At 40.2% G+C, this 18,760-nt stretch carries 19 protein-coding genes, 1 tRNA gene and 1 rRNA gene; 9 read left to right on the top strand and 12 right to left on the bottom strand.

The genetic code is table 11. The features are described 5' to 3' along the window. Genes F3G98_RS04225 through F3G98_RS04190 form a run of 8 tightly spaced genes read right to left on the bottom strand, consistent with a single transcriptional unit; the run spans position 1 to position 9,401 of the window. Positions 1-864 carry an EamA family transporter gene (locus tag F3G98_RS04225; protein WP_103608801.1) on the bottom strand — a complete coding sequence of 288 codons (864 nt, stop codon included), beginning with the start codon at positions 862-864 and terminating at the stop codon, positions 1-3. Next, entirely contained in the window at positions 861-2,096 is a 1,236-nt protein-coding gene (locus tag F3G98_RS04220; RefSeq protein ID WP_103608800.1) for a TolC family protein, read from the bottom strand. Before F3G98_RS04220 ends, F3G98_RS04225 begins: the two co-directional genes overlap by 4 nt. Continuing rightward, on the bottom strand, positions 2,093-5,119 hold the full coding sequence (locus tag F3G98_RS04215) for an efflux RND transporter permease subunit (RefSeq protein WP_149725779.1): 3,027 nt from the start codon (positions 5,117-5,119) through the stop codon (positions 2,093-2,095). The genes F3G98_RS04220 and F3G98_RS04215 overlap by 4 nt, the downstream gene beginning before the upstream one ends. Then, the gene (locus F3G98_RS04210) at positions 5,116-5,859 is read right to left on the bottom strand and encodes an efflux RND transporter periplasmic adaptor subunit (protein ID WP_149725778.1); all 744 of its coding nucleotides are present in this window, start codon (positions 5,857-5,859) and stop codon (positions 5,116-5,118) included. Before F3G98_RS04210 ends, F3G98_RS04215 begins: the two co-directional genes overlap by 4 nt. Then, a complete protein-coding gene (locus F3G98_RS04205; protein ID WP_149725777.1) occupies positions 5,856-7,121 on the bottom strand; it encodes a TolC family protein in 1,266 nt (421 codons plus the stop codon). The genes F3G98_RS04210 and F3G98_RS04205 overlap by 4 nt, the downstream gene beginning before the upstream one ends. Beyond that, on the bottom strand, positions 7,121-7,843 hold the full coding sequence (gene fliP, locus F3G98_RS04200; RefSeq protein WP_196779718.1) for a flagellar type III secretion system pore protein FliP: 723 nt from the start codon (positions 7,841-7,843) through the stop codon (positions 7,121-7,123). Before fliP ends, F3G98_RS04205 begins: the two co-directional genes overlap by 1 nt. 11 nt (positions 7,844-7,854) lie before the next feature. Continuing rightward, positions 7,855-8,634, bottom strand: coding sequence for a flagellar motor protein MotB (locus tag F3G98_RS04195; RefSeq protein WP_009293623.1), 780 nt, complete (start codon positions 8,632-8,634; stop codon positions 7,855-7,857). Then, positions 8,634-9,401, bottom strand: a complete 768-nt coding sequence (locus F3G98_RS04190) for a motility protein A (RefSeq protein WP_004318159.1) — start codon at positions 9,399-9,401, stop codon at positions 8,634-8,636. The genes F3G98_RS04195 and F3G98_RS04190 overlap by 1 nt, the downstream gene beginning before the upstream one ends. Positions 9,402-9,537: 136 nt before the next feature. Between F3G98_RS04190 and glmU the strand changes: the two genes are divergently transcribed. The 7 genes from glmU to truA are packed head-to-tail and all read left to right on the top strand — an operon-like array spanning position 9,538 to position 15,913. Then, on the top strand, positions 9,538-10,848 hold the full coding sequence (gene glmU, locus F3G98_RS04185) for a bifunctional UDP-N-acetylglucosamine diphosphorylase/glucosamine-1-phosphate N-acetyltransferase GlmU (RefSeq protein WP_103608796.1): 1,311 nt from the start codon (positions 9,538-9,540) through the stop codon (positions 10,846-10,848). Beyond that, positions 10,835-12,007, top strand: coding sequence for a bifunctional phosphopantothenoylcysteine decarboxylase/phosphopantothenate--cysteine ligase CoaBC (coaBC, locus tag F3G98_RS04180; protein WP_103608795.1), 1,173 nt, complete (start codon positions 10,835-10,837; stop codon positions 12,005-12,007). The genes glmU and coaBC overlap by 14 nt, the downstream gene beginning before the upstream one ends. Then, the gene (locus tag F3G98_RS04175) at positions 12,004-12,690 is read left to right on the top strand and encodes a hypothetical protein (protein ID WP_103608794.1); all 687 of its coding nucleotides are present in this window, start codon (positions 12,004-12,006) and stop codon (positions 12,688-12,690) included. Before coaBC ends, F3G98_RS04175 begins: the two co-directional genes overlap by 4 nt. A 3-nt stretch (positions 12,691-12,693) precedes the next feature. Then, entirely contained in the window at positions 12,694-13,365 is a 672-nt protein-coding gene (uppS, locus tag F3G98_RS04170) for a polyprenyl diphosphate synthase (RefSeq protein ID WP_103608793.1), read from the top strand. Between the two features lie 7 nt (positions 13,366-13,372). Then, positions 13,373-14,161: a prepilin peptidase gene (locus F3G98_RS04165; RefSeq protein ID WP_103608860.1), complete on the top strand. Its 789-nt coding sequence runs from the start codon at positions 13,373-13,375 to the stop codon at positions 14,159-14,161. Then, positions 14,154-15,182 carry an LptF/LptG family permease gene (locus F3G98_RS04160; RefSeq protein WP_149725776.1) on the top strand — a complete coding sequence of 343 codons (1,029 nt, stop codon included), beginning with the start codon at positions 14,154-14,156 and terminating at the stop codon, positions 15,180-15,182. Before F3G98_RS04165 ends, F3G98_RS04160 begins: the two co-directional genes overlap by 8 nt. After that, a complete protein-coding gene (truA, locus tag F3G98_RS04155) occupies positions 15,182-15,913 on the top strand; it encodes a tRNA pseudouridine(38-40) synthase TruA (protein ID WP_149725775.1) in 732 nt (243 codons plus the stop codon). The genes F3G98_RS04160 and truA overlap by 1 nt, the downstream gene beginning before the upstream one ends. A gap of 41 nt (positions 15,914-15,954) precedes the next feature. Here truA and F3G98_RS04150 read toward each other — a convergent pair. Next, positions 15,955-16,031: transfer RNA gene (locus F3G98_RS04150), tRNA-Arg, on the bottom strand. Between the two features lie 109 nt (positions 16,032-16,140). On the opposite strand from F3G98_RS04150, the gene F3G98_RS04145 reads away from it, so the two are divergent. Continuing rightward, the gene (locus F3G98_RS04145) at positions 16,141-16,326 is read left to right on the top strand and encodes a hypothetical protein (protein WP_002942965.1); all 186 of its coding nucleotides are present in this window, start codon (positions 16,141-16,143) and stop codon (positions 16,324-16,326) included. Between the two features lie 50 nt (positions 16,327-16,376). Next, a complete protein-coding gene (locus tag F3G98_RS04140; RefSeq protein WP_103608790.1) occupies positions 16,377-17,201 on the top strand; it encodes an adenylosuccinate lyase in 825 nt (274 codons plus the stop codon). Between the two features lie 248 nt (positions 17,202-17,449). On the opposite strand, the gene F3G98_RS04135 is transcribed toward F3G98_RS04140, so the two are convergent. From F3G98_RS04135 to rrf, 3 genes are all read right to left on the bottom strand, one after another. Beyond that, positions 17,450-17,791, bottom strand: a complete 342-nt coding sequence (locus F3G98_RS04135) for an SU10 major capsid protein (protein ID WP_188116972.1) — start codon at positions 17,789-17,791, stop codon at positions 17,450-17,452. Positions 17,792-18,026: 235 nt separating this feature from the next. Beyond that, on the bottom strand, positions 18,027-18,224 hold the full coding sequence (locus F3G98_RS04130) for a hypothetical protein (protein ID WP_103608789.1): 198 nt from the start codon (positions 18,222-18,224) through the stop codon (positions 18,027-18,029). A gap of 380 nt (positions 18,225-18,604) precedes the next feature. After that, a 5S ribosomal RNA gene (rrf, locus tag F3G98_RS04125) occupies positions 18,605-18,723 on the bottom strand. Positions 18,724-18,760: the final 37 nt, after the last annotated feature.

Genomic DNA, 18,760 nt, shown 5'->3' with positions numbered 1-18,760 from the left:
TCACGCGGCCTTTACGCCGTAAAATTTCATCACTCTATTGTGAATTAATAGCGAGACATACATTATCACAGCGCCCAAAATGAGCCTTGTTAGATTAGTGTCCTTTTGCCAAAAGACTAAATTTACGATGATAGCAGCTGGTATGAGGGCGTTGTTCATGATGGCAAGCACGCCGCTATCGACCTCGCAAGCACCTTTGTTCCACATAAAATATCCCAGCCCGCTAGCAACAGCTCCAAGCCACAAAAGCACCAAAGTTTGGGTTAGATCAACGTGAAATTTAGCTGGATTGCCAAGGGTTATGAGTGCGATCACTGCCACAAAAAACGCTCCAAAGTGAAAGTAGCCAAAGACCTTTTTTTGATCCACGTCATATCTCTCCAAAAGCGCTTTATATGCACTCTGCCCTGCTCCAAAGCAGATGTTTGCCCCTTGCACCAGCAAAAAGCCCTTTATCGCCCCTTCGTTTATCGCACCATACTTGATAATAAGCGCGCCAAAGACCGCAACACCAACGCTAAAGAGATAAAGCGGTCTAAATTTAAAGCTAAACGCATCGTAGATCAGTGTCACATAAAACGGCGTAAAAATGGTAAAAAGCGCGACTTCAGGCACGCTTAGATACAAAAACGAGTTGTAGTAGCAAAGATACATTAGCCCTATCTGCACCGCTCCTATGCCCATTATGCCAAGGGCTAGCTTTGGACTAACGCCTCGAAATTTCGTAAATGGCAAAAAAACTAGGCTTGCAAGCGTCACACGCACAAAAACAGCCAGATAGCTATCGACCTTGCCAGCCAAAAACTCGCCTATCAAACTAAAGCTAAACGCCCACAAAATGGTCACAAAGATCAGTTTATTCATTCTATCACCACCTCATTTATATTTCTTGCGCATTCAAAAAAGTATTCAAGCTTGTTTAGCTCGAGCAAATCGCCATTTAGGATGAAATTTGCTCTGTCGCTAAAATTTTTCTCACTCACAAACAAAAACTGCTCAAATTTTACCTTGCCGCTAAGATAGCCATTTAACAGGTCATTAAAGTCGCTATCAAGGCTATCTTGCTTTAGCGAGTCTAAATTTAGCCTAGCGCTTAGGCCCTCTATCACGCCTCTTAGATCCTTTAGCCTAGCTATTATCCTGTTTTCTTCGTCGCTTAGATCAAGTGCGGCCTTTTGCTCTTCTATGCGCTTAGTTTGGCTTTGCTTGCTAAGGCTTAGGCTATCTGGCAGCTTCCACTCAAACTCCACTCTAGGCTTGTTTGCATCAGCATACGCATCAACCATCTGCGAAGTCGTCCTCTCGCCTTTTTTAAAGCTGTTATTATTCACACTTTGCGTATCTTTTAAGTAAATTTTTGGAGCAAATTTACTCTTTTGCTTCTCATTTTCTTGCTCTTTTATATATTTTTCTTGCTCCATAGCCCCAAGCTTAGCGCTTAGATCATCCTTGCTAAAATCAGGCATCACTATCTTTGAGCCAGCATTAAAGCCGATCTCGCCGTTTGAGAGCAAATTTATCCTTGAGTTTAGCTCAGCTAGCTTAAGCCCAAGTTCGTCTAGTTCGGCTCTTTTTTTATTTAAGGTGAAATTTATCGCATCAAATTCGCTCTTATCTATCTCGCCATATTCAAACCAAAACTCATTTTCAGCTGCAGCCTTGGCAAAGCTATCAACAAATTTTGTCTCTAAATTTATCAGCGAATTTAGCGCAACGGCGTTAAAATAGACCTTTGCGACCTGAAAAGCGGTTAAATTCATCAGCTCTTCATCTTTGTAAATTTTTGCAACACCCTTGTGGTCTAAAATCTTATCCGAAGCCTCGCTCGCACCACCATCAAAGATGAGATACTCGACCTTTGCCGTGATCGATCCAGCCTTTGTCATATATCCGCCCTTTAGCTCGTCAGGCACAAAGGTATATCTGCCATCAAGGGATAAATTTAGCTTGTTGCTCTTATTTTTATTTATATATTCATTTTTATTAAATTCTTTCAAACTCTCAAGCTTCGCACTTTGCGCAAGAGCGATGATCTCTAGTAAATTTCCAGCCCAAAGAGGCAAAGCAAAGAGCAAAACAGCCAAAATCTTCTTCAAATTCTCTCCCTTTCATAAAATTTTCTTATAAATTTATCAAGATTATAGACCCATGCAAAAAGCACTGGCACGACAAGCAAGCTTAGTAAAGTCGAGCTAATGAGCCCAAAGATGATGCTTATAGCCATAGGTGAGTTGGCCTCATAGCCAGCACCCCTGCTAAGAGCAAGAGGCAGCATGGCAAATATCATCGCAAAAGTGGTCATCAAAACAGCCCTTAGACGCTTCTTAGCAGCCATTTTCACAGCTTCGTTCGCCTCCATGCCGCTATTTGCAAAGTGGTTTGCAAAATCAACCACCAAAATGGCGTTTTTACCGACCATACCAAAGAGCAAGATGACGCCAACCATGACAAAAAGGCTAAATGGATTGCCGCTTATAAAAAGTCCGATCACCACGCCACAAAAGGCAAGCGGCATGGCTAGCATGATGAGAAATGGCAGCAAAAAGCTCTCATAAAGTGCAGCTAGCACCATGTAAATAAGCACTGCGCTCGCACTTACTGTAAAGATAAACGAAGCGTTTGTATCGTCCATCAGCTCGACAAAACCAAGAAATTTATACTTAAAATTTGCAGGCAAAATTTCATCAAGCTTCTTTGAAATTTCGTTTGCCACGCTATTTAGCGGAGCGTTATTTTTAGTATTTGCTAGAAATTTGATCTCATCGGCTCTATTAAACCTTGAAATACTAGCTGGCTTTTGCTCAAAACTAATCGTCGCCACATCGCCAAGTGTCACGAAAAAGCCCTCGTTGCTTCTTATCTTGGTCTTTAAGATATCATTTGTATCGCTTCTAAATTTATCATCAAGGCGCATGTAAAGCTCATACTCTTTGCCATTTTCGTTTTCAAAAACAGAGACCTCGTTCTGGCTAAATGCGCTATAAACGGCGCTTGCAACGCTGGCTTTGTCTAAATTTAGCCTTTTTGCCTTATCTTCATCGATAGAAATTTGCACGCGCTTTAGCAGATCTTCTTCGGGCGAATTTACGTCCGTTGCGTCATTTATCTCTTTTAGCATCTTGCTGATCTTTGGCACAAATTTCTCTAACTCTTTGCCATTTTCAGAGGTGATAGTAAGCTTAACTGGCTGCACATCGCCACCTTCAACCACCGGAAGATCAGCTACAATGACGCTCATATCGTCACTTTTTAGCTTGTCGCGAAACCTCTGCATGATGGCGTTTTGCCGCTCGTGATTAGCTCTATCTTTTAGCTCCTTTAGCCTAACGTAAGCTTTTACAAGATAAGGCTGCTTGGCGTCTGTGTAGCCAAGGATGAAGTAGGCGTAAGCGACCTGAGGATCGGCGTTTATGAGTGAAATTTTATCTTTTAGCCTCTCTTTGCTAGCTTGCAGGCTAAGTGAGGGATCAAGCTTAAAGTAGATGTTAAACTCCGAGTTATCCTCGCTTGGCATGAAGTCGCCACCTACAAATTTAGCCAGTCCAAACGAGCAAACAACGACCACAAGCGTTATAGCTAAAAATATGAGTTTAAATTTAAGCGCTAAAGTTAAAAGCTTCTCATAGCCATTTTCAAGTGCCTCAAAAAATGGCTCACTCTTTATATAAAATTTGCCCTCCTTAGCATTTACAAACCTAGCGCTAAGCGTTGGCACAAGAAATATACTCACAAAAAACGAGATGACGATGCCAGCTGCTACGCTCATCGCAAATGAGTTAAAGTATTTGCCAACGATGCCACTCATAAAGGCTATTGGCACAAAGACGCAAAGCAGCACGAGTGAGATCGCAAAGACGCTAAATGCTATCTCTTTTATGCCTGCAAAGCTTGCCTTTAGGGCATTTGGCTCATCTTTTAGCCGGCTTGCGATGTTTTCAGTGACGACTATCGCATCATCGATAAAAATTCCAATACCAAGCGTAAGTGCGATAAGACTTAGGCGGTTTATGTCGTATCCAAGGGCATTTATGATGAAAAATGTCGCCACGATACTCGTTGGGATCGCCACGACCGAGATAATGGTGATCGAGAAATTTCTTAAAAACAGATAGACGATCACGATGGTTAGCAAGACGCCAAGGATCATATCAAAGGCGGTTTGATCGATGTGCTTTTGTATCACTTCGCTCTTATCATAGGCTATTTTTACGTCGTATTCGTTACCAAGCAGGCTTTTAAACTGATCTAGTTTTGACTTAGCTAGAGCGATCACGGTTAGAGCGTTTGCGTCTGGAGCTAGCTCAAGACCCAGCAAGACGCCACTTTTTTTATCCATTATCGCTGCTTCGTTTGCGTCTTTGTAAGCAAGATCAACACTTGCGATATCTTTTAAAAAGACCCCTTGCTTGATCGTTAAATTTCTTATCTCATCTATGCTTTTGGCGCTAAAATTTGACTTGATCGCCATTTGGATCTGCTCATTTTCTATCTTGCCAAGCGGTGCTTTTAAATTTTCAACCTTTATCAAATTTGCCACTTCATTTGCACTAAGGGCGTTTTTATCAAGCTTAAATCTATCTAGTAAAATTTTAACCGCTGGCTCTAAAAAGCCGTTTGTCTTAACCTTTGAAACGCCGCTTATGCGCTCTAAAAATGGCTTTGCCACGTCATCGATCTCTTGCATGAGCCTAGTTTCGTTGCCATCAAGCCTTGTGATAAAGAGGCTAAAGACGGCTGAAGAAAGGCCATTTAGCTTTTCTATCTCGTAGTTTGCGCCAAGTCTCGCCTTTTGCATCTTGTCGCGGACGTCGTTTGTAGCGCTCTCTAGGTCTTTGTTTAGCTCAAATTCAATGCTTACCACGCTTAGGTTGTCAAAGCTAGTTGAGTAAAGCTTTTTTATCCCCTCGATGCTTGAGACCTCGTCCTCGATCTTTTGCGTGATCTTAGTTTTTATATAGTTCATATCGCCGTTTGCGTAGGTCGTGATCTTTACTATTGGGATATTTACTTGCGGGTATAAATTTACATTCATCGTCTTTAGCGAGTAGATGCCAAAGACAACGAGGCTTAAAAATATCATAAGCGTAGTTATGGGGCGGTTTATGGCTGTTTTTATCATTTATTTTCGCCGATTATCACTTTTCCTTGACCAAATATGCCTGGCTTTAGCCCGCTGTCATAAGCCTCGGCGTAAAATTTCCTAGTCTCTCGCTTAATCTCTGGGTAAATTAGCGCGATTTTAACCTCTTTTTCCTCGCTTGTCGCGTCAAGCTTAAATTTAAATATGTCGCCAACTTTTACTAAATTTGCGTATTTTTCGTCAATCGCTATTAAAATTTTAGCCTCCTCAGAGTTTAGAACAAAGGCTGGCTGAAGCGGCGAAGCACTCTCGCCAAGCTCGACATTTTTACTAGCTATGACGCCATCAAAAGGAGCTTTTAAAATGGCCTTTTTAAGATGATCATCTGCGTTTAAAATAGCGATCTCAGCCGCTTGAACTCTTAGAGCTGCCTCGTCAAATTTATACTTTACTTCATCAAATTCTTGCTTTGAAGTGACGTCCTTTACTTGGCTAAATTTATTAAAGGTGCTTTTAGCAAATTCTTTGGCATTTTTGGCAAGCGCTAGGTCGTTTTTTGCCTTTTTTAGAGCGATCTCAAGGCTCGTTTGATCAAGACTAGCTAAAGCGTCGCCCTTTTTAACGTGGCTTGAGACATCTACAAAAATTTTATCCACCTTGCCGCTACTCTCAAATGCAAGCTTTGAGCTTTGCTTAGCATAGACTTCAAAATCAGCAAAAATCTCCTCTGCTGCAAATGAAAAGATGCAAAATATCATTAAAATTATCAGCTTTTTCAATCCCTAATCCTCTCTAAAATGCTCTCGCCACTCTCAAAAAAATACTCCGCTTTTTTGATCTCTAGCTCATCTTTTGCCCCTTCAAAAAGGCTAATGGCGTCAAATTTCTGAGAAAGTGCTTCAAGTAGGTCACTATACCCTAAAAGTCCAGAGTTATACTTCTCAAAGCTCGCTCTAAGTGCTAGATCACTCGCCTTTACATACTCATTTAGCGAGGTGATCTTTGAGCTAAGAGTTGCGATCTCGTTTTGTAAATTTTTAAGTTTAGTCTCATTTTCACGCTTTTTATACTCTAAATTTAGCCTCGCCTCATCAAGCGCGATCTTGCTAGCTTGGCTCATCTTGCTAGTGGCAAAAAAGTCAAAAATTTTCCACCTAAAGCTAACGCCAAATTTATTGCCGTGTGTGTCCTCTTTTAGATATTTATCAAGATATGGGCGATAAGCACTATACTTGCCAAGGTCGATGTCGTAGTTATTTTTGTAAAATCCATAGGTGTCATAAAGCATGATTTGAGGCAAAAAGCCAGCTCTTGTCTCGCTAAGCTTAGCCTCACTTAAAGATATATCTTGATTTAGTCTGTCAAGCTCGGCATTTTTTGAAGCTAAATTTGAGCCAATCTCAGCCATTTTTGCCCCGCTCATAGGTGCGATTTGCTCGCCTGTTAGCAAATTTATCTCATTTAAAATTTGCTCCATTTTATTTTTATATTCAAGCTGCGTGCTGTTTGCTAGGTGGTATTTTGCCCGCACATTTTCTAGCTCGTCTTTTGGGGCAAGTCCTGCTTTATTTGCCTTTTCAAGCTTGTCTAAAACGCCTTTTAAGAAATTTGCCTGAGCGTTTTTGGCTGCTATTATATTTTCAAGTGCGCAGGCGTTAAAGTATAAATTTACAGCCTTAAAAGCAAGGTAGTTTTTGGCTTCATCACTTGCGATAGCGGCTTTATTTTTTAAAAGCTGGCTCATCTTTAGCCTAGCCTCTCTAGCTCCACCATCATATAGTAAAAAATCGATCCTTGCTAGCACGCCAGCTGACTCTTTGGCGACTATGCTTGGGAAGGTGCTTGCGTTTTTGCCGTATGAGCCCTCTAGGCTAAGGCTTGGCAAATAAGCGCTTGATGTCGCTTCATCACTTAAATTTGCTCTTTTTAGCTCAAGCTCTTTGATCTTTGAAATTTCGTTTTGAGTGGCCTTGTTTGCTATCTCGCTTAAATTTGATCCAAATAGCGCCAAAGGTAAAAGTGCTAATAAAATTTTTTTCATCAGTGAAAACTCTTTACTAAATTTCCTATTAGTAAATTCCAGCCATCAACTAGCACGAAAATGAGTAGTTTAAATGGCAGCGAGATCATGACAGGAGGCAGCATCATCATACCCATCGCCATCAAAACGGAGCTTACGACCATGTCGATAACTAAAAATGGCAGATAGAGCAAAAATGCTATCTCAAAAGATGTCTTTAGCTCACTTATCATAAAGGCTGACATCGCAATGCTTAGCGGGATATCCTCGATATTTGCTGGATTTTGCAAATTTCTTATCCTAAAAAATAGCGCAAGATCCTTCTCTCTAGTGTTTTTGACCATAAATTCTTTAAAGGGCTTTAAGCTCTTATCAAGCATCTCCTCATAGCCTATCTGCTCGGCTATATAAGGCTTTATGCCCTCATCGTAGCTTCTTTGTCCAACTGGCTCCATGATGAAAAATGTAAGCACCATCGCAAGCGAGATAAGCACCGTTGAAGGTGGCACTTGCTGCGTGCCCATCGCTTGACGTAAAAATGAAAATACAATGACAAGGCGCAAAAAGCTCGTCATCATAAAGATGAGCGAAGGAGCGAGTGCTAGTGCGGTGAGGATTAGTAAAACATTTAGTGAATTTACAAGCTGCTCGGCATTTTGCGGTGAATTTAGGCTTAAATTTATAGTTGGCAGCGCAGGATCAGCGCCAAAAACTACACAAAACAAAACCGCTAAACTAAGCAGTGCTTTCACGACTAATTCCTCGTATCAAGGATACTTTTCTTAGTAGCCTCTTTATTTTTTGGCTCGAGCGAGACGAAGTGAATTTCTACTCTATTGTTTTTAGCTCTGCCCTCCTCTGTGCTGTTGCTAGCGATCGGATCAAAAGAGGCTCTGCCAGAAGTGATAAGCCTCTCTTGTGGCACGCCATCGCTAACTAGCTCTTCAAGCACGCTTAGCGCCCTTGCGGTAGAGAGCTGCCAGTTGTTTTTGTATATAGAGTCTTTGCTTGGATTTGTATTATCAGTATATCCGATGATATCTGTTTTTACCTCATTTGGCATTTTGGCTATGATCATGCCTATTCGCTTTAAAAAGAGCTTCGCATCCTCGCCAGAAATTTCAGCACTATCTTTGTCAAAGAGCATCGCAGCTGGAAGTCTCACGATAAAGCCATCCTCGCTCTCCTCCATCGTGATCTCAGGTGCCCCGCTAGCCGTTAGTAGCTCATTTATCTTTTTAACAGTCGAAGTGACCTCATTTTGAGCGCCTTTTTGAGCTTTTGGCTTTGGAGTGCGTCTGCTTTCAGGGTCTGTCTCTTTTTCTACCTGACTATCTGGTCTTGCGCCACCCTCTAGTACGCTTAGCGCACCAGCTAGTGAGCCAACAGCAGCCTCCATCTTTTTAGCATCCATTGTCGCCATAGAAAGGAGCAAAACGAAGAAGCAAAGTAGAAGCGACATAAGGTCACCAAAGGCAGCCAGCCACTCAGGCATACACTTTGGGCACTCTTCTGGTTTTATTAATTTACCCATTATTCAAACTGACTTTTTCTATCTTTTGGAGGTAAAAATGCTAAAAGCTTAGCTTCAAGCGTTCTTGGGTTATCCCCTGCTTGTATCGCCATGATACCCTCTAAAATGACTTGCTTCTCAAGTGCCTCATCAGCATCGCGGATCGAGAGGATATTTGCAACAGGTGAGCCGATGATGTTACCTATCATCGCACCATAAAGTGTCGTAAGCAAAGCAACCGCCATAGATGGACCGATCGCACTAGGATCTGACATGTTAAGAAGCATCGCAACAAGGCCGATCAGCGTACCGATCATACCCATCGCACCAGCAAAACCACCTACTTGCTCGAAAATTTTGATGTTATTTGCATGCCTTGTGCTGGTTTGATCAATATCGATCTCCAAAAGCGCTCTGATCGCATCTGGCTCATTGCCATCGACCGCCATTGAAAGGCCTTTTTTTAAAAACTGATTTGATTCATTATTTACTTCGCTCTCAAGTGCTAAGATGCCATCTCGCCTAGCTTTGGTTGAGTAATCAACTACTTTTTTTATAGTCTCAGGTAAATTTACAACAACTGATGGCTTAACAGCAACACCATAAAATTTACCAACACCTTTAAGCGTCTCCATCTTGAAGCCAACCATCATAACGCCGATAGTACCACCAAAAACGATCATCACAGAAGGGATATCGATGTATGGTCCTATACCAACGCCTATCGCCATTGATCCAAACAAAAGCACCAGGGTCAAAACCCAGCCGACGACGGTTCCTAAATCCATTTAAACTCGCTTTATTTATAAATTCTTAAGAATTGCTATTTTATTAGCTTTTTGTTGAAACAATCGTTAAATTAAAAAAAATGTTTGCCATTTTTTGCTACAATCTGCGAAATTTTTAACGTTAAAAGGCTTAAAAATGAACAATAATACTTCAATCATAATCCTAGCTGCTGGTCTTGGCACCAGGATGAAATCAAAACACCCAAAAGTCCTATTTGAGCTATGCGGCGAGCCAATGATCATTCACATCTTAAAGCAAGCTTATGCTATCACAAATGACGTTAGTGTCGTGCTTCACTACGAAAAAGAGTTAATTAGCAAAAAGATAAAAGAAATTTTCCCTCAAACTAAAATTTTCGAGCAAGATCTAGCAAATTTCCCAGGCACTGCTGGCGCGATAAAAGGCGTAAATTTAAACGGTGAAAAGGTGCTTGTCACTTGCGGCGACATGCCACTTGTTAGATCAACTGACCTTATGCGTCTAGCAAATGCCGAAGCAGACGTGGTTATGAGCTCATTTGAAGCGGCAAATCCTTTTGGCTACGGCAGAGTCATCATAAAAAACGGCAAAGTCGAGGCCATCGTCGAGCAAAAAGATGCGAGCGAAGCACAACTTGCGATAAAAAGCGTAAATGCTGGCTGCTACTGCTTTAAACGCGAGGCGCTAGAGCAAATTTTACCGCTCATAAGCAACCAAAACGCACAAAAAGAGTACTACCTAACTGACGCCATCAAAATAGCAAATGAAAAGGGCTTAAAGTGCGTCGCAGTAAATGTAAATGAGCAAAATTTCATGGGTATAAATGATAAATTTCAGCTAAGCATCGCTGAAAAAATAATGCAAGATGAGATCAAACAAAATTTGATGAAAGCTGGCGTGTTGATGCGCATGCCTGAGAGCATTTTCATAGATAGCAGGGCTAAATTTGAAGGCGAGTGCGTGCTCGAAGAAAACGTAAGCATCCTTGGCGAGTGCGTCATCACTGAGAGCATCATCAAAAGCTCATCAGTGATAGAAAGCAGCGTCATCAAAAACTCAGACATCGGCCCACTAGCTCACATAAGGCCAAATTCTGAAATTTCTGACACGCACATAGGAAATTTCGTCGAGGTTAAAAAAGGCGTTCTTAGCGGCGTAAAAGCTGGACACTTAAGCTATCTTGGCGACTGCGAGATAGAAAGTGGCACAAACATCGGTTGTGGCACGATCACATGCAACTACGACGGCAAGGCAAAATACAAAACCAAAATCGGCAAAAACGTCTTTGTTGGCTCAGATACGCAGCTAGTCGCCCCTGTAAATATCGCTGATAACGTCATCATTGCAGCTGGCAGCACCATCACAAAAGACGTTGAGAGCGGCGCTCTAGCTATCAGCAGAGGTCGTCAAGAGAATAAAAGCGGCTTTTTTGAGAAATTCTTTGGCAAAGACGATGTTAAAAAATAAGAAAATTTTACTTGCCGTTTGCGGCAGTATCGCCTTTTACAAGGCATTTGAAATTTTATCGCTGCTTAAAAAGAAAGGTGCTGATGTTTATGTGGCTTTAAGTGACGGAGCGCTTGAATTTTGCAGTATAAGCGGCTTTGAGGCGCTAAGCGAGCATAAAATTTTAAGCTCACAAACGCAAAACTGGCAAGACGGCGTAAATCACATAGCCTACTCCAAAATGGATCTAGTCCTCATAGCACCTGCCTCGGTAAATACGATAAATAAGCTAACAGCTGGTATCTGCGACAATGTCTTTATGCAAACGCTAATCGCCGCCTCGCACGTGCCTTTGGTCGTTGCCCCAGCTGCAAATAACAATATGATCGAGCATTTTGCAACGCAAAATTCACTTGAAATTTTAAAGAAAAACGGCGTTTTAGTGGTTGAGCCAGTACTTAAAACTCTAGCTTGTGGCGACGTTGGTAAGGGCGGTCTTGCAAGTCCTGAAGTGATAGTAGAAGCTGCCATTAAAAGGCTTAGCAAGCCACTTTTCGCAGGCAAAAAAGTAGTGATAACTGGTGGCGCAACAACTGAAAAGATAGATGATGTTAGAGCCATTACAAATTTCTCAAGCGGAAAGATGGCAAGAGCCTTGGCTAGAGCCTTTTACTACGCAGGTGCGGAGGTAAAACTGCTTGCTAGTTTTGAAACCGCAAACGAGCCGTTTCTTAGCCTTAAATTTAGCTCAAGTAGCGAGCTTTTAGAGCTTTGCAAGAGTGAGTGTGAGGGTGCAAATTTACTTGTAATGTGCGCTGCGGTGAGCGATTTTGTACCGACAAAGATAGACGGCAAGATAAAAAAAGAGGACGTTGGAGAGAGCTTAAATTTAGACCTAAAGAGAAATGTCGATATTTTGCAAAGCTTAAAAGAGTTTAAATGTAAAAAGATCGGCTTTAAGCTTGAAATCTCAAGCGAGAGCGCTCTAAAAAGCGCTAGATCGATGTTAGAGAAAAAAGCGCTTGATGCAGTTTGTCTAAATATTTTAGGCGAGAAAAATGGCTTTGCAAGCGAGCAAAACGAGGTAAATTTCATTACAAGGGGCAGCGAAACCCTACTGCCACTTGCCTCAAAAGACGAGATCGCAGGGCGTATCGTGGAGCTAGCGGCAAATTTATGATAGAACAAATCTCACGCGTCCAAAAGATAGCAAACAACAGCCAAGCTCCGCTAGTAGCGATAAATTCGTCCTTGCCACTTAGCATTTTGGTGAGCCAAAAGGTCAGCTTTAACAGATACATCTTAAATTTCGCAAATAGAAATTTAAACACAAAAAGCGTAAAAGAGCTAAATGTGGGCTCTAGATACTGGGGCGAGGTGCATAGTCAGGGCGAAAACATCGTCATAAAAAATTTATACGAAAAGCCAAAAATTTTAGATGAGGACGTTTTGGCTGACGGGCTAAATTTGATAGAAAATTTGGTAAAAAACGAGAATTTATCGTGGCTTTACAGCTATTTATTTAAAAACTTAAGCGAAGTTAAAACAAAAGATGAGATGAGAGTGCTAGCAAAAATGCTCTTTGCTCTACAAGAAAACGTCGTGCATATACCATTTGCATATAGCGGCACAAACGGCATTTTCCAGCTTAAAAAAGAGGCAAATGAGATGAGAGTTTTTCTAGTATTTTCAAATTTTGCGCCACTTATTTTTAAATTTAAAGATGAAATTTTGTGTGAGATCTCAACTCCATTTAGCAACGTCGCAAGCTTGCTAAAGAGCGAATTTGACACGCCAGTTGTGGTGCAAAACGTAAGCGCTCTTTGGAGTAAAAAAGAGCAGATAATTGACTTTAAAGGCTAGATATTGAACAAACTTAACCACCTCGCTATCATCATGGACGGCAACGGACGCTGGGCGAAAAAGCGTGGATTTTTGCGGACAAATGGGCACGAGGCCGGAGCAAATGTAGTGAGTGATATGTGCGAATTTTGCATCGACAATGGGGTAAAAATTTTAAGCCTTTACGCATTTAGCACCGAAAACTGGAAAAGACCGCAAAAAGAGGTTGATTTTTTGATGAATTTACTCAAAAAATTTCTTCTTTTAAAGCGTGATGATTTTATAAAAAATGGGATCAAATTTAACACGATCGGCGACATCTCGCCATTTAGCGATGAGCTAAAAAATGAGATAGAGATCACCAAAGACGCAACAAGGGAAAATACAAATTTACTTTTAAATTTAGCGATAAACTATGGCTCAAAAGATGAGATCATAAGAGCCATAAAAAAGCTAAATTTAGAAGGTGCCCAGATAAGTGAAGCGAGCCTAAATGCGGCGCTTGATGAGAGTGAGCCGGTGGATCTTCTCATTAGGACTGGTGGCGAGAGCAGGCTTTCAAATTTCATGCTCTGGCAGGCAAGCTACGCGGAGCTCTTTTTCACGCCGACACTGTGGCCTGACTTTGGCAAGGATGAGCTTGCAAGCATCGTTGCTAAATTTAAAGATATAGAGCGAAGATTTGGCGGAGTTTAGTGAGATAATGGATATTCTAGTCATCTTTTTTGCCGTTTTTGCTTTTGTTTTTGGCATCTGCGTGGGGTCATTTTCAAATGTGCTGATATACCGCTTGCCACGAAGTGAAAGTATAAATTTCCCAGCCTCACACTGCCCAAAGTGCTCCCACAAGCTAAATTTTTATCACAACGTTCCACTTTTTTCATGGCTATTTTTAGGTGGCAAATGCGCCTTTTGCAAGCAAAAGATAAGCCTTGTCTATCCGCTAGTTGAGCTAGTTTCTGGCCTGCTTTTTCTGATCTGCTTTTTTAAAGAGTGCGGCGAAATTTTGAGCATAGAAACCTTGCTTTATACGCTATTTTTAGGGCTTTGCTTTATCATGCTACTAGCCCTTAGCGTCATAGATATAAGATATAAAGCCGTGCCAGATCCGCTCCTTTTTGCAGCGCTATTTTTTGCATTTGGCTACGCCCTGCTGCTTTTTATCTTTAAAGGAAATTTTGCTCAAATTTTAAATTTAATCCTCTTTGGATTTATATTTTTGGCGCTTAGATTTGTCGTGAGCTATGCGATGAAGCGCGAAGCCATGGGCAGTGCTGACATATTTATCGCAGCGATCATCGGAGCTATTTTACCAGTCAAGGTAGCCCTTGTGGCGATCTATCTGGCCGCACTTCTTACGCTTCCAGTCTATGCGCTCGTTCGCAAAAAGGGCTACGAGCTAGCCTTTGTGCCGTTTTTAAGCATGGGGCTGCTTGTCACCTACGCTTTTGACGGGCAAATTTTAGAAATTTTAAGGTTCATTTATGAGTAGAGTAAATAAATATCTTTTGTTTAACTTTTTAGGCACGTTTGCATCGCTATTTAGTACGCTTTTTTTGATCATGTCGATCGTCTTTTTCATCCAGATCGCGCGTATCACTTCATATATCGAGATCAGCTTTGGCGAGCTCTTTAAACTCTACTCATTTATGCTCCCACGCGTGCTGCTCTTTGTCGTGCCTATCGCGTTTTTCGTCTCACTTGCAATGACACTTTTTCGGCTATCAAAAGAGAATGAAAGTATCGTTATCTTCACGCTTGGTGGCTCGCCAAATAAGATCGCAAGATTTTTCTTAGCTTTTTCAGCCCTTTTAAGCGCTGCTTTGCTAGTAGTCGCCATCGTCATGATACCAATAGCCGCCCAGCTAAATGCAAATTTCATCGACTATAAAAAGACGGTTGCTAAGCTAAATTTAAAGCCAACCCAGTTTGGACAAAAATTCTCCGACTGGATGGTCTATGTGGGCAGCGAAAGCGAAGACAAAAATGGCACAACCTACAAAGATATCGTTATGTTTAACCCATTTGTCAAAGACTCACAGCGCCTAATAACCGCCAAAAACGCAAAGATCATAAACGTGGATCAAAGCGTGGAGCTCTCTTTAAACGAGGGCAAAATGTATGACATAAGAGATGAAATTTATCACCAAAGTAACTTCAAATCAATGAAGATAAGAACCGCCCAAAGCGAGGAGATAAGCGACGTTGGCAGCATCAAAGAGTACTGGATGGATGCAGCTAGCAGCGATAAGCGCAGAAAAGACCTTAGCACTTACGTCCTAGTGGCCCTCTTCCCGCTTGCTAGCACGCTCTTTGCGATCAGCCTTGGCATCGTCACATATAGATATGAAAAGGGCATGGTCTATGTGGGCACTTTTGGCGTTTTGTTTGGCTATTTTACGCTAATAATGCTCTTTTCATCAAAGCCAGCGCTTGCGATACCGCTCATATTTTTCGTATTTTTACTAGCTGGCGTCTTACTTTATAAAGCTAAGATCACACGAAGATACTGATGAAAATTCAGCTAATCTACAGCTACGATGGCTCGAAATTTCAAGGCTCGCAGACCCAGCCGCACGAAAACGGCGTAGAGGATGAGTTAGAGCGCGCCCTAGCTCACGTTGGCATTTTCGAAAGAGTGATCTCTAGCTCGCGCACCGATAAAAGCGTGCATGCAAACAACCAAAGCTCAAGCGTCGTTTGCGGCGATCACTTTAAAGATTTAAATCGCCTAAAAGATCTTATAAACCGCCACGCACATCCAAGCATTCACATAAAACGCATAAATTTGGTGGATGATAGCTTTCAAGCAAGATTTGACGCGGTCGCAAGGTCTTATAGATATGTGATAGATCACGGTAAATTTGATGTTTTTAGCTCAAACTACAAGGTATTTTTGCCTAAATTTGATATCAAAAAAGCAAATGAAATTTTGCGAAATTTTATCGGCGAGCATGATTTTAGCGCATATATGAAAACTGGGAGCGATACAAAAAGCCCAGTGCGAGAAATTTACAAAGCATTTTGCTACACACACAAAGAGCAGACTATCATCGTTTTTAAAGCAAATGGCTTTTTACGCGGCCAGGTGCGGCTCATGGTTGCAAATTTACTAAAGGCGCTAAAACAAAAAGACAGCAGCGAGCTCATCAAAGCTTCACTAAATGGACGTCCTGCTCTAACTCGCATACCAGCACCTGCTGAAGGGCTATATCTAAATAGAGTTTTTTATAAATTTAACTAAGCTCAAAAGTGGTATGAAAATAAAATTTGGGGAGAAAAGGATGGTGCGCCCGAGAGAATTCGAATCTCTGACCTTTTGAACCGCAATCAAATGCTCTATCCAGCTGAGCTACGAGCGCACATGAAAAATTAAGTTGTGATATTAACCAAACTTTCCTTAAAAAGAGATTGTATTCATTTTAAATTTATAACCTTTTTAGTAAAATCCTTTAAGCAAAAGGAGCAAAAATGAACGATTTTTTTGATAGTCTAAAAGAGATAAAAAAAGAGCTTACAAAAGAGCAAGGAGTGGCAAAAAAGCCCCAAAAAGAAACCGCTTCTCACACAAAAGAGGAGGCGATCTTACACAAAGAACAAAAGCTAAGAGATGAGTTTTTGGCATATACAAAAGATAGCAATATCAGAAAAATTTAACTTTGGAACGCTAGTTGCTTTAAATAGGGATATTTTGAATGGAGAAACCCATGAATATAACCCAAACTTTAGAATCTTTAAGCATTTTAACCGATAGCGACGCCCTTTTTTGCGAGCTTCGCGCACTGATAAGTAAAAATTTCACAAAAACACTAGCAAACAAAGACAAGATCATCTCTTTTTACGAAGAGAGCGAGATCCCACAGCGAAAATGCTTTTTAAAATTTATAAAAAAACTTTACGAAAAACAGGGCAACGAGCTTGATGTAACCTTTGCAAAATACAAAACCATAAAACTATCTCTAGTGCAAAGAAACGCTCTGACAAACATCTACAACATCGACATTGAGTTTCTTAACGACGAGATGATCTTTACACTAAATAACACTCCAAGAGCTTTTGCTAGCTACATTTTGCAAAATTTTAAAGGCAATAAGTCTACATTTGACGAGAAAAATCATAAATTTAGCCTAAAGATAAAAAAAGAAAGCGATTTTGACTTGATAGAAGAGATCATTTCAAGACGCGAACATCTAAAATTTATAGTAAATTTTAACTACAATGAAGTCAAATTTAAAGAGTTCAAGAGAAATTACAAGATCCAAAACTCGGCCAAATTTAAAAGTCGCTTTAGCGCTTTAGCAAATTTACTAGAAGAAAATTTTGAAATTTTAGGCTGCGCAAATAGCGATAGCTTCGAAACCGTAAGAGATAGCTACCTAGCCCTTGCTAAAATTTATCACCCAGATAGACACTCAAACAAAAGCGAAAGCATAAAAAACGAGTATAACGCTAAATTTAAAAAGATCCAAGCAGCCTACGAGGGGCTAAAACCATTCTTTAAAAACCAAGAGAATTTTATAAAGGTAGGCTAGTAGTTTAATGCATATATAAACCTATATATCATGAAATAATAGTTTTGCTATTTTGCTAGAAATTGCTGCATCATTATAAAATTCTTTTTATTTCTAATTTTTTGCTGTTATTTTAAAAATATCTTCGTTTAGCTTCACAACAATTATATTATATATTTCTCTTTTAGCATCTTTAGCAGTATACGCACCTGCGCCTTTAGCCAAGAAATAAAAATAGTCCTGCCATTTCGCCAGCTGTTACATCAGTTCTAACGCTCGGGTGCTTTAAATACACTCTTTTTAGCGTCAGCATCACGACCAATACCAAAGATAGCATACTCCATATCTAGCTTATGCTCTTTCGCTCTTTTAGCTGTCTCACGCTCTAGCTCTTTACCGCCATAAGTAGCCACTGCTTGCATACTTCTTGAAACGCCAACATTAGAAGTAAAAATTTGCACCGCATTTGAGGTCTTTTGCACACTTGATTTGATCTGATCATCAAAGTCAGAAATCTCTAGCTGTGCGTTTTTCTTTGAGGCAGCTAAGCTGTCAGTTAGAGAGGAGAGCTCTATACCTTTAACACTTGAAGTGCCAATTAGTTTAAGTATAGGCGTCTAGTCAGCACCTATTAAGATTATGTTTTCGTAGACTGAAGGCTTTAAGCCTTCACGTTTTGTAGCTGGGGCTTGAAACCCAGTTGTAGTTATTGCCATTTCTTTGCTCCTTTTATGCAATTTAATGGCAATTTATCATTTGTGGCTGTGCCAAATCTACCCAATTTTGGCAAAAAGAATATTTTTTTGTTTGCTTTGAAAAAAAGAGTAAGCCCTAAAAATAGGGCTTTTAATTGTTATCTGAGTTTTTAGTAGATATACAGCTAGTTTTTGCACCTTGACTAATTTTAGTTAGCCTATTTACTGCTTTAGCTTTTACTCCGTCGCTTATGTCTTTGTTTAATAAGACTTTCTTAATAAAGCCTACCTTGTCGTTACTTGTATCTATTGCATCAAGTAGCTTAAGCTTTGGGTTCTCAAATTTCATAGCCCATTTTAAAAAAATAAAAACATTGTTAAAATTTTAAAAAAATTTATATCAAATTTTATAAAGAGATATACATTGAAGCTTTAATATAAGAAATTAATCAATCATAACACTTGTTTATGGTTCAACTTTAGCCATGTATTTATTTTTTAGAAAAACCCTTAAGTCAAATTTAGTCTAAAAGATATAAAAAGAAAAGAATAAAATTAAAAAAACGAATAAACCCAATAACATAAAAACATATATAAAAAGCCTTACTACATTTAATCAATAAAAACTAATTATATAAAGTAAAAACTAATATCATATACTTAAACAGAAATAAACACTAATAAAAACTAGGATTAAATAATATAAGAATTAAAGCAGATTAACAACAAAGCCCGCAACGACCTACTTTTCCAACATCCCAGTAAGGGAGAGTATCATCAGCCAGGACGAGCTTAGCTTCTTGGTTCGAGATGGAGCAAGGCGTTTCCTCGTCTGTATAGTCACGGGCAGTGTTAAATAAAAGATATACTAGATAAATCTCTTAT

This window comes from Campylobacter concisus, assembly GCF_902460895.1.
Lineage (GTDB): Bacteria > Campylobacterota > Campylobacteria > Campylobacterales > Campylobacteraceae > Campylobacter_A > Campylobacter_A concisus_BC.
Note: the sequence above shows the minus strand (reverse complement) of the source record. Positions and strands in the feature narration are given on the sequence as shown.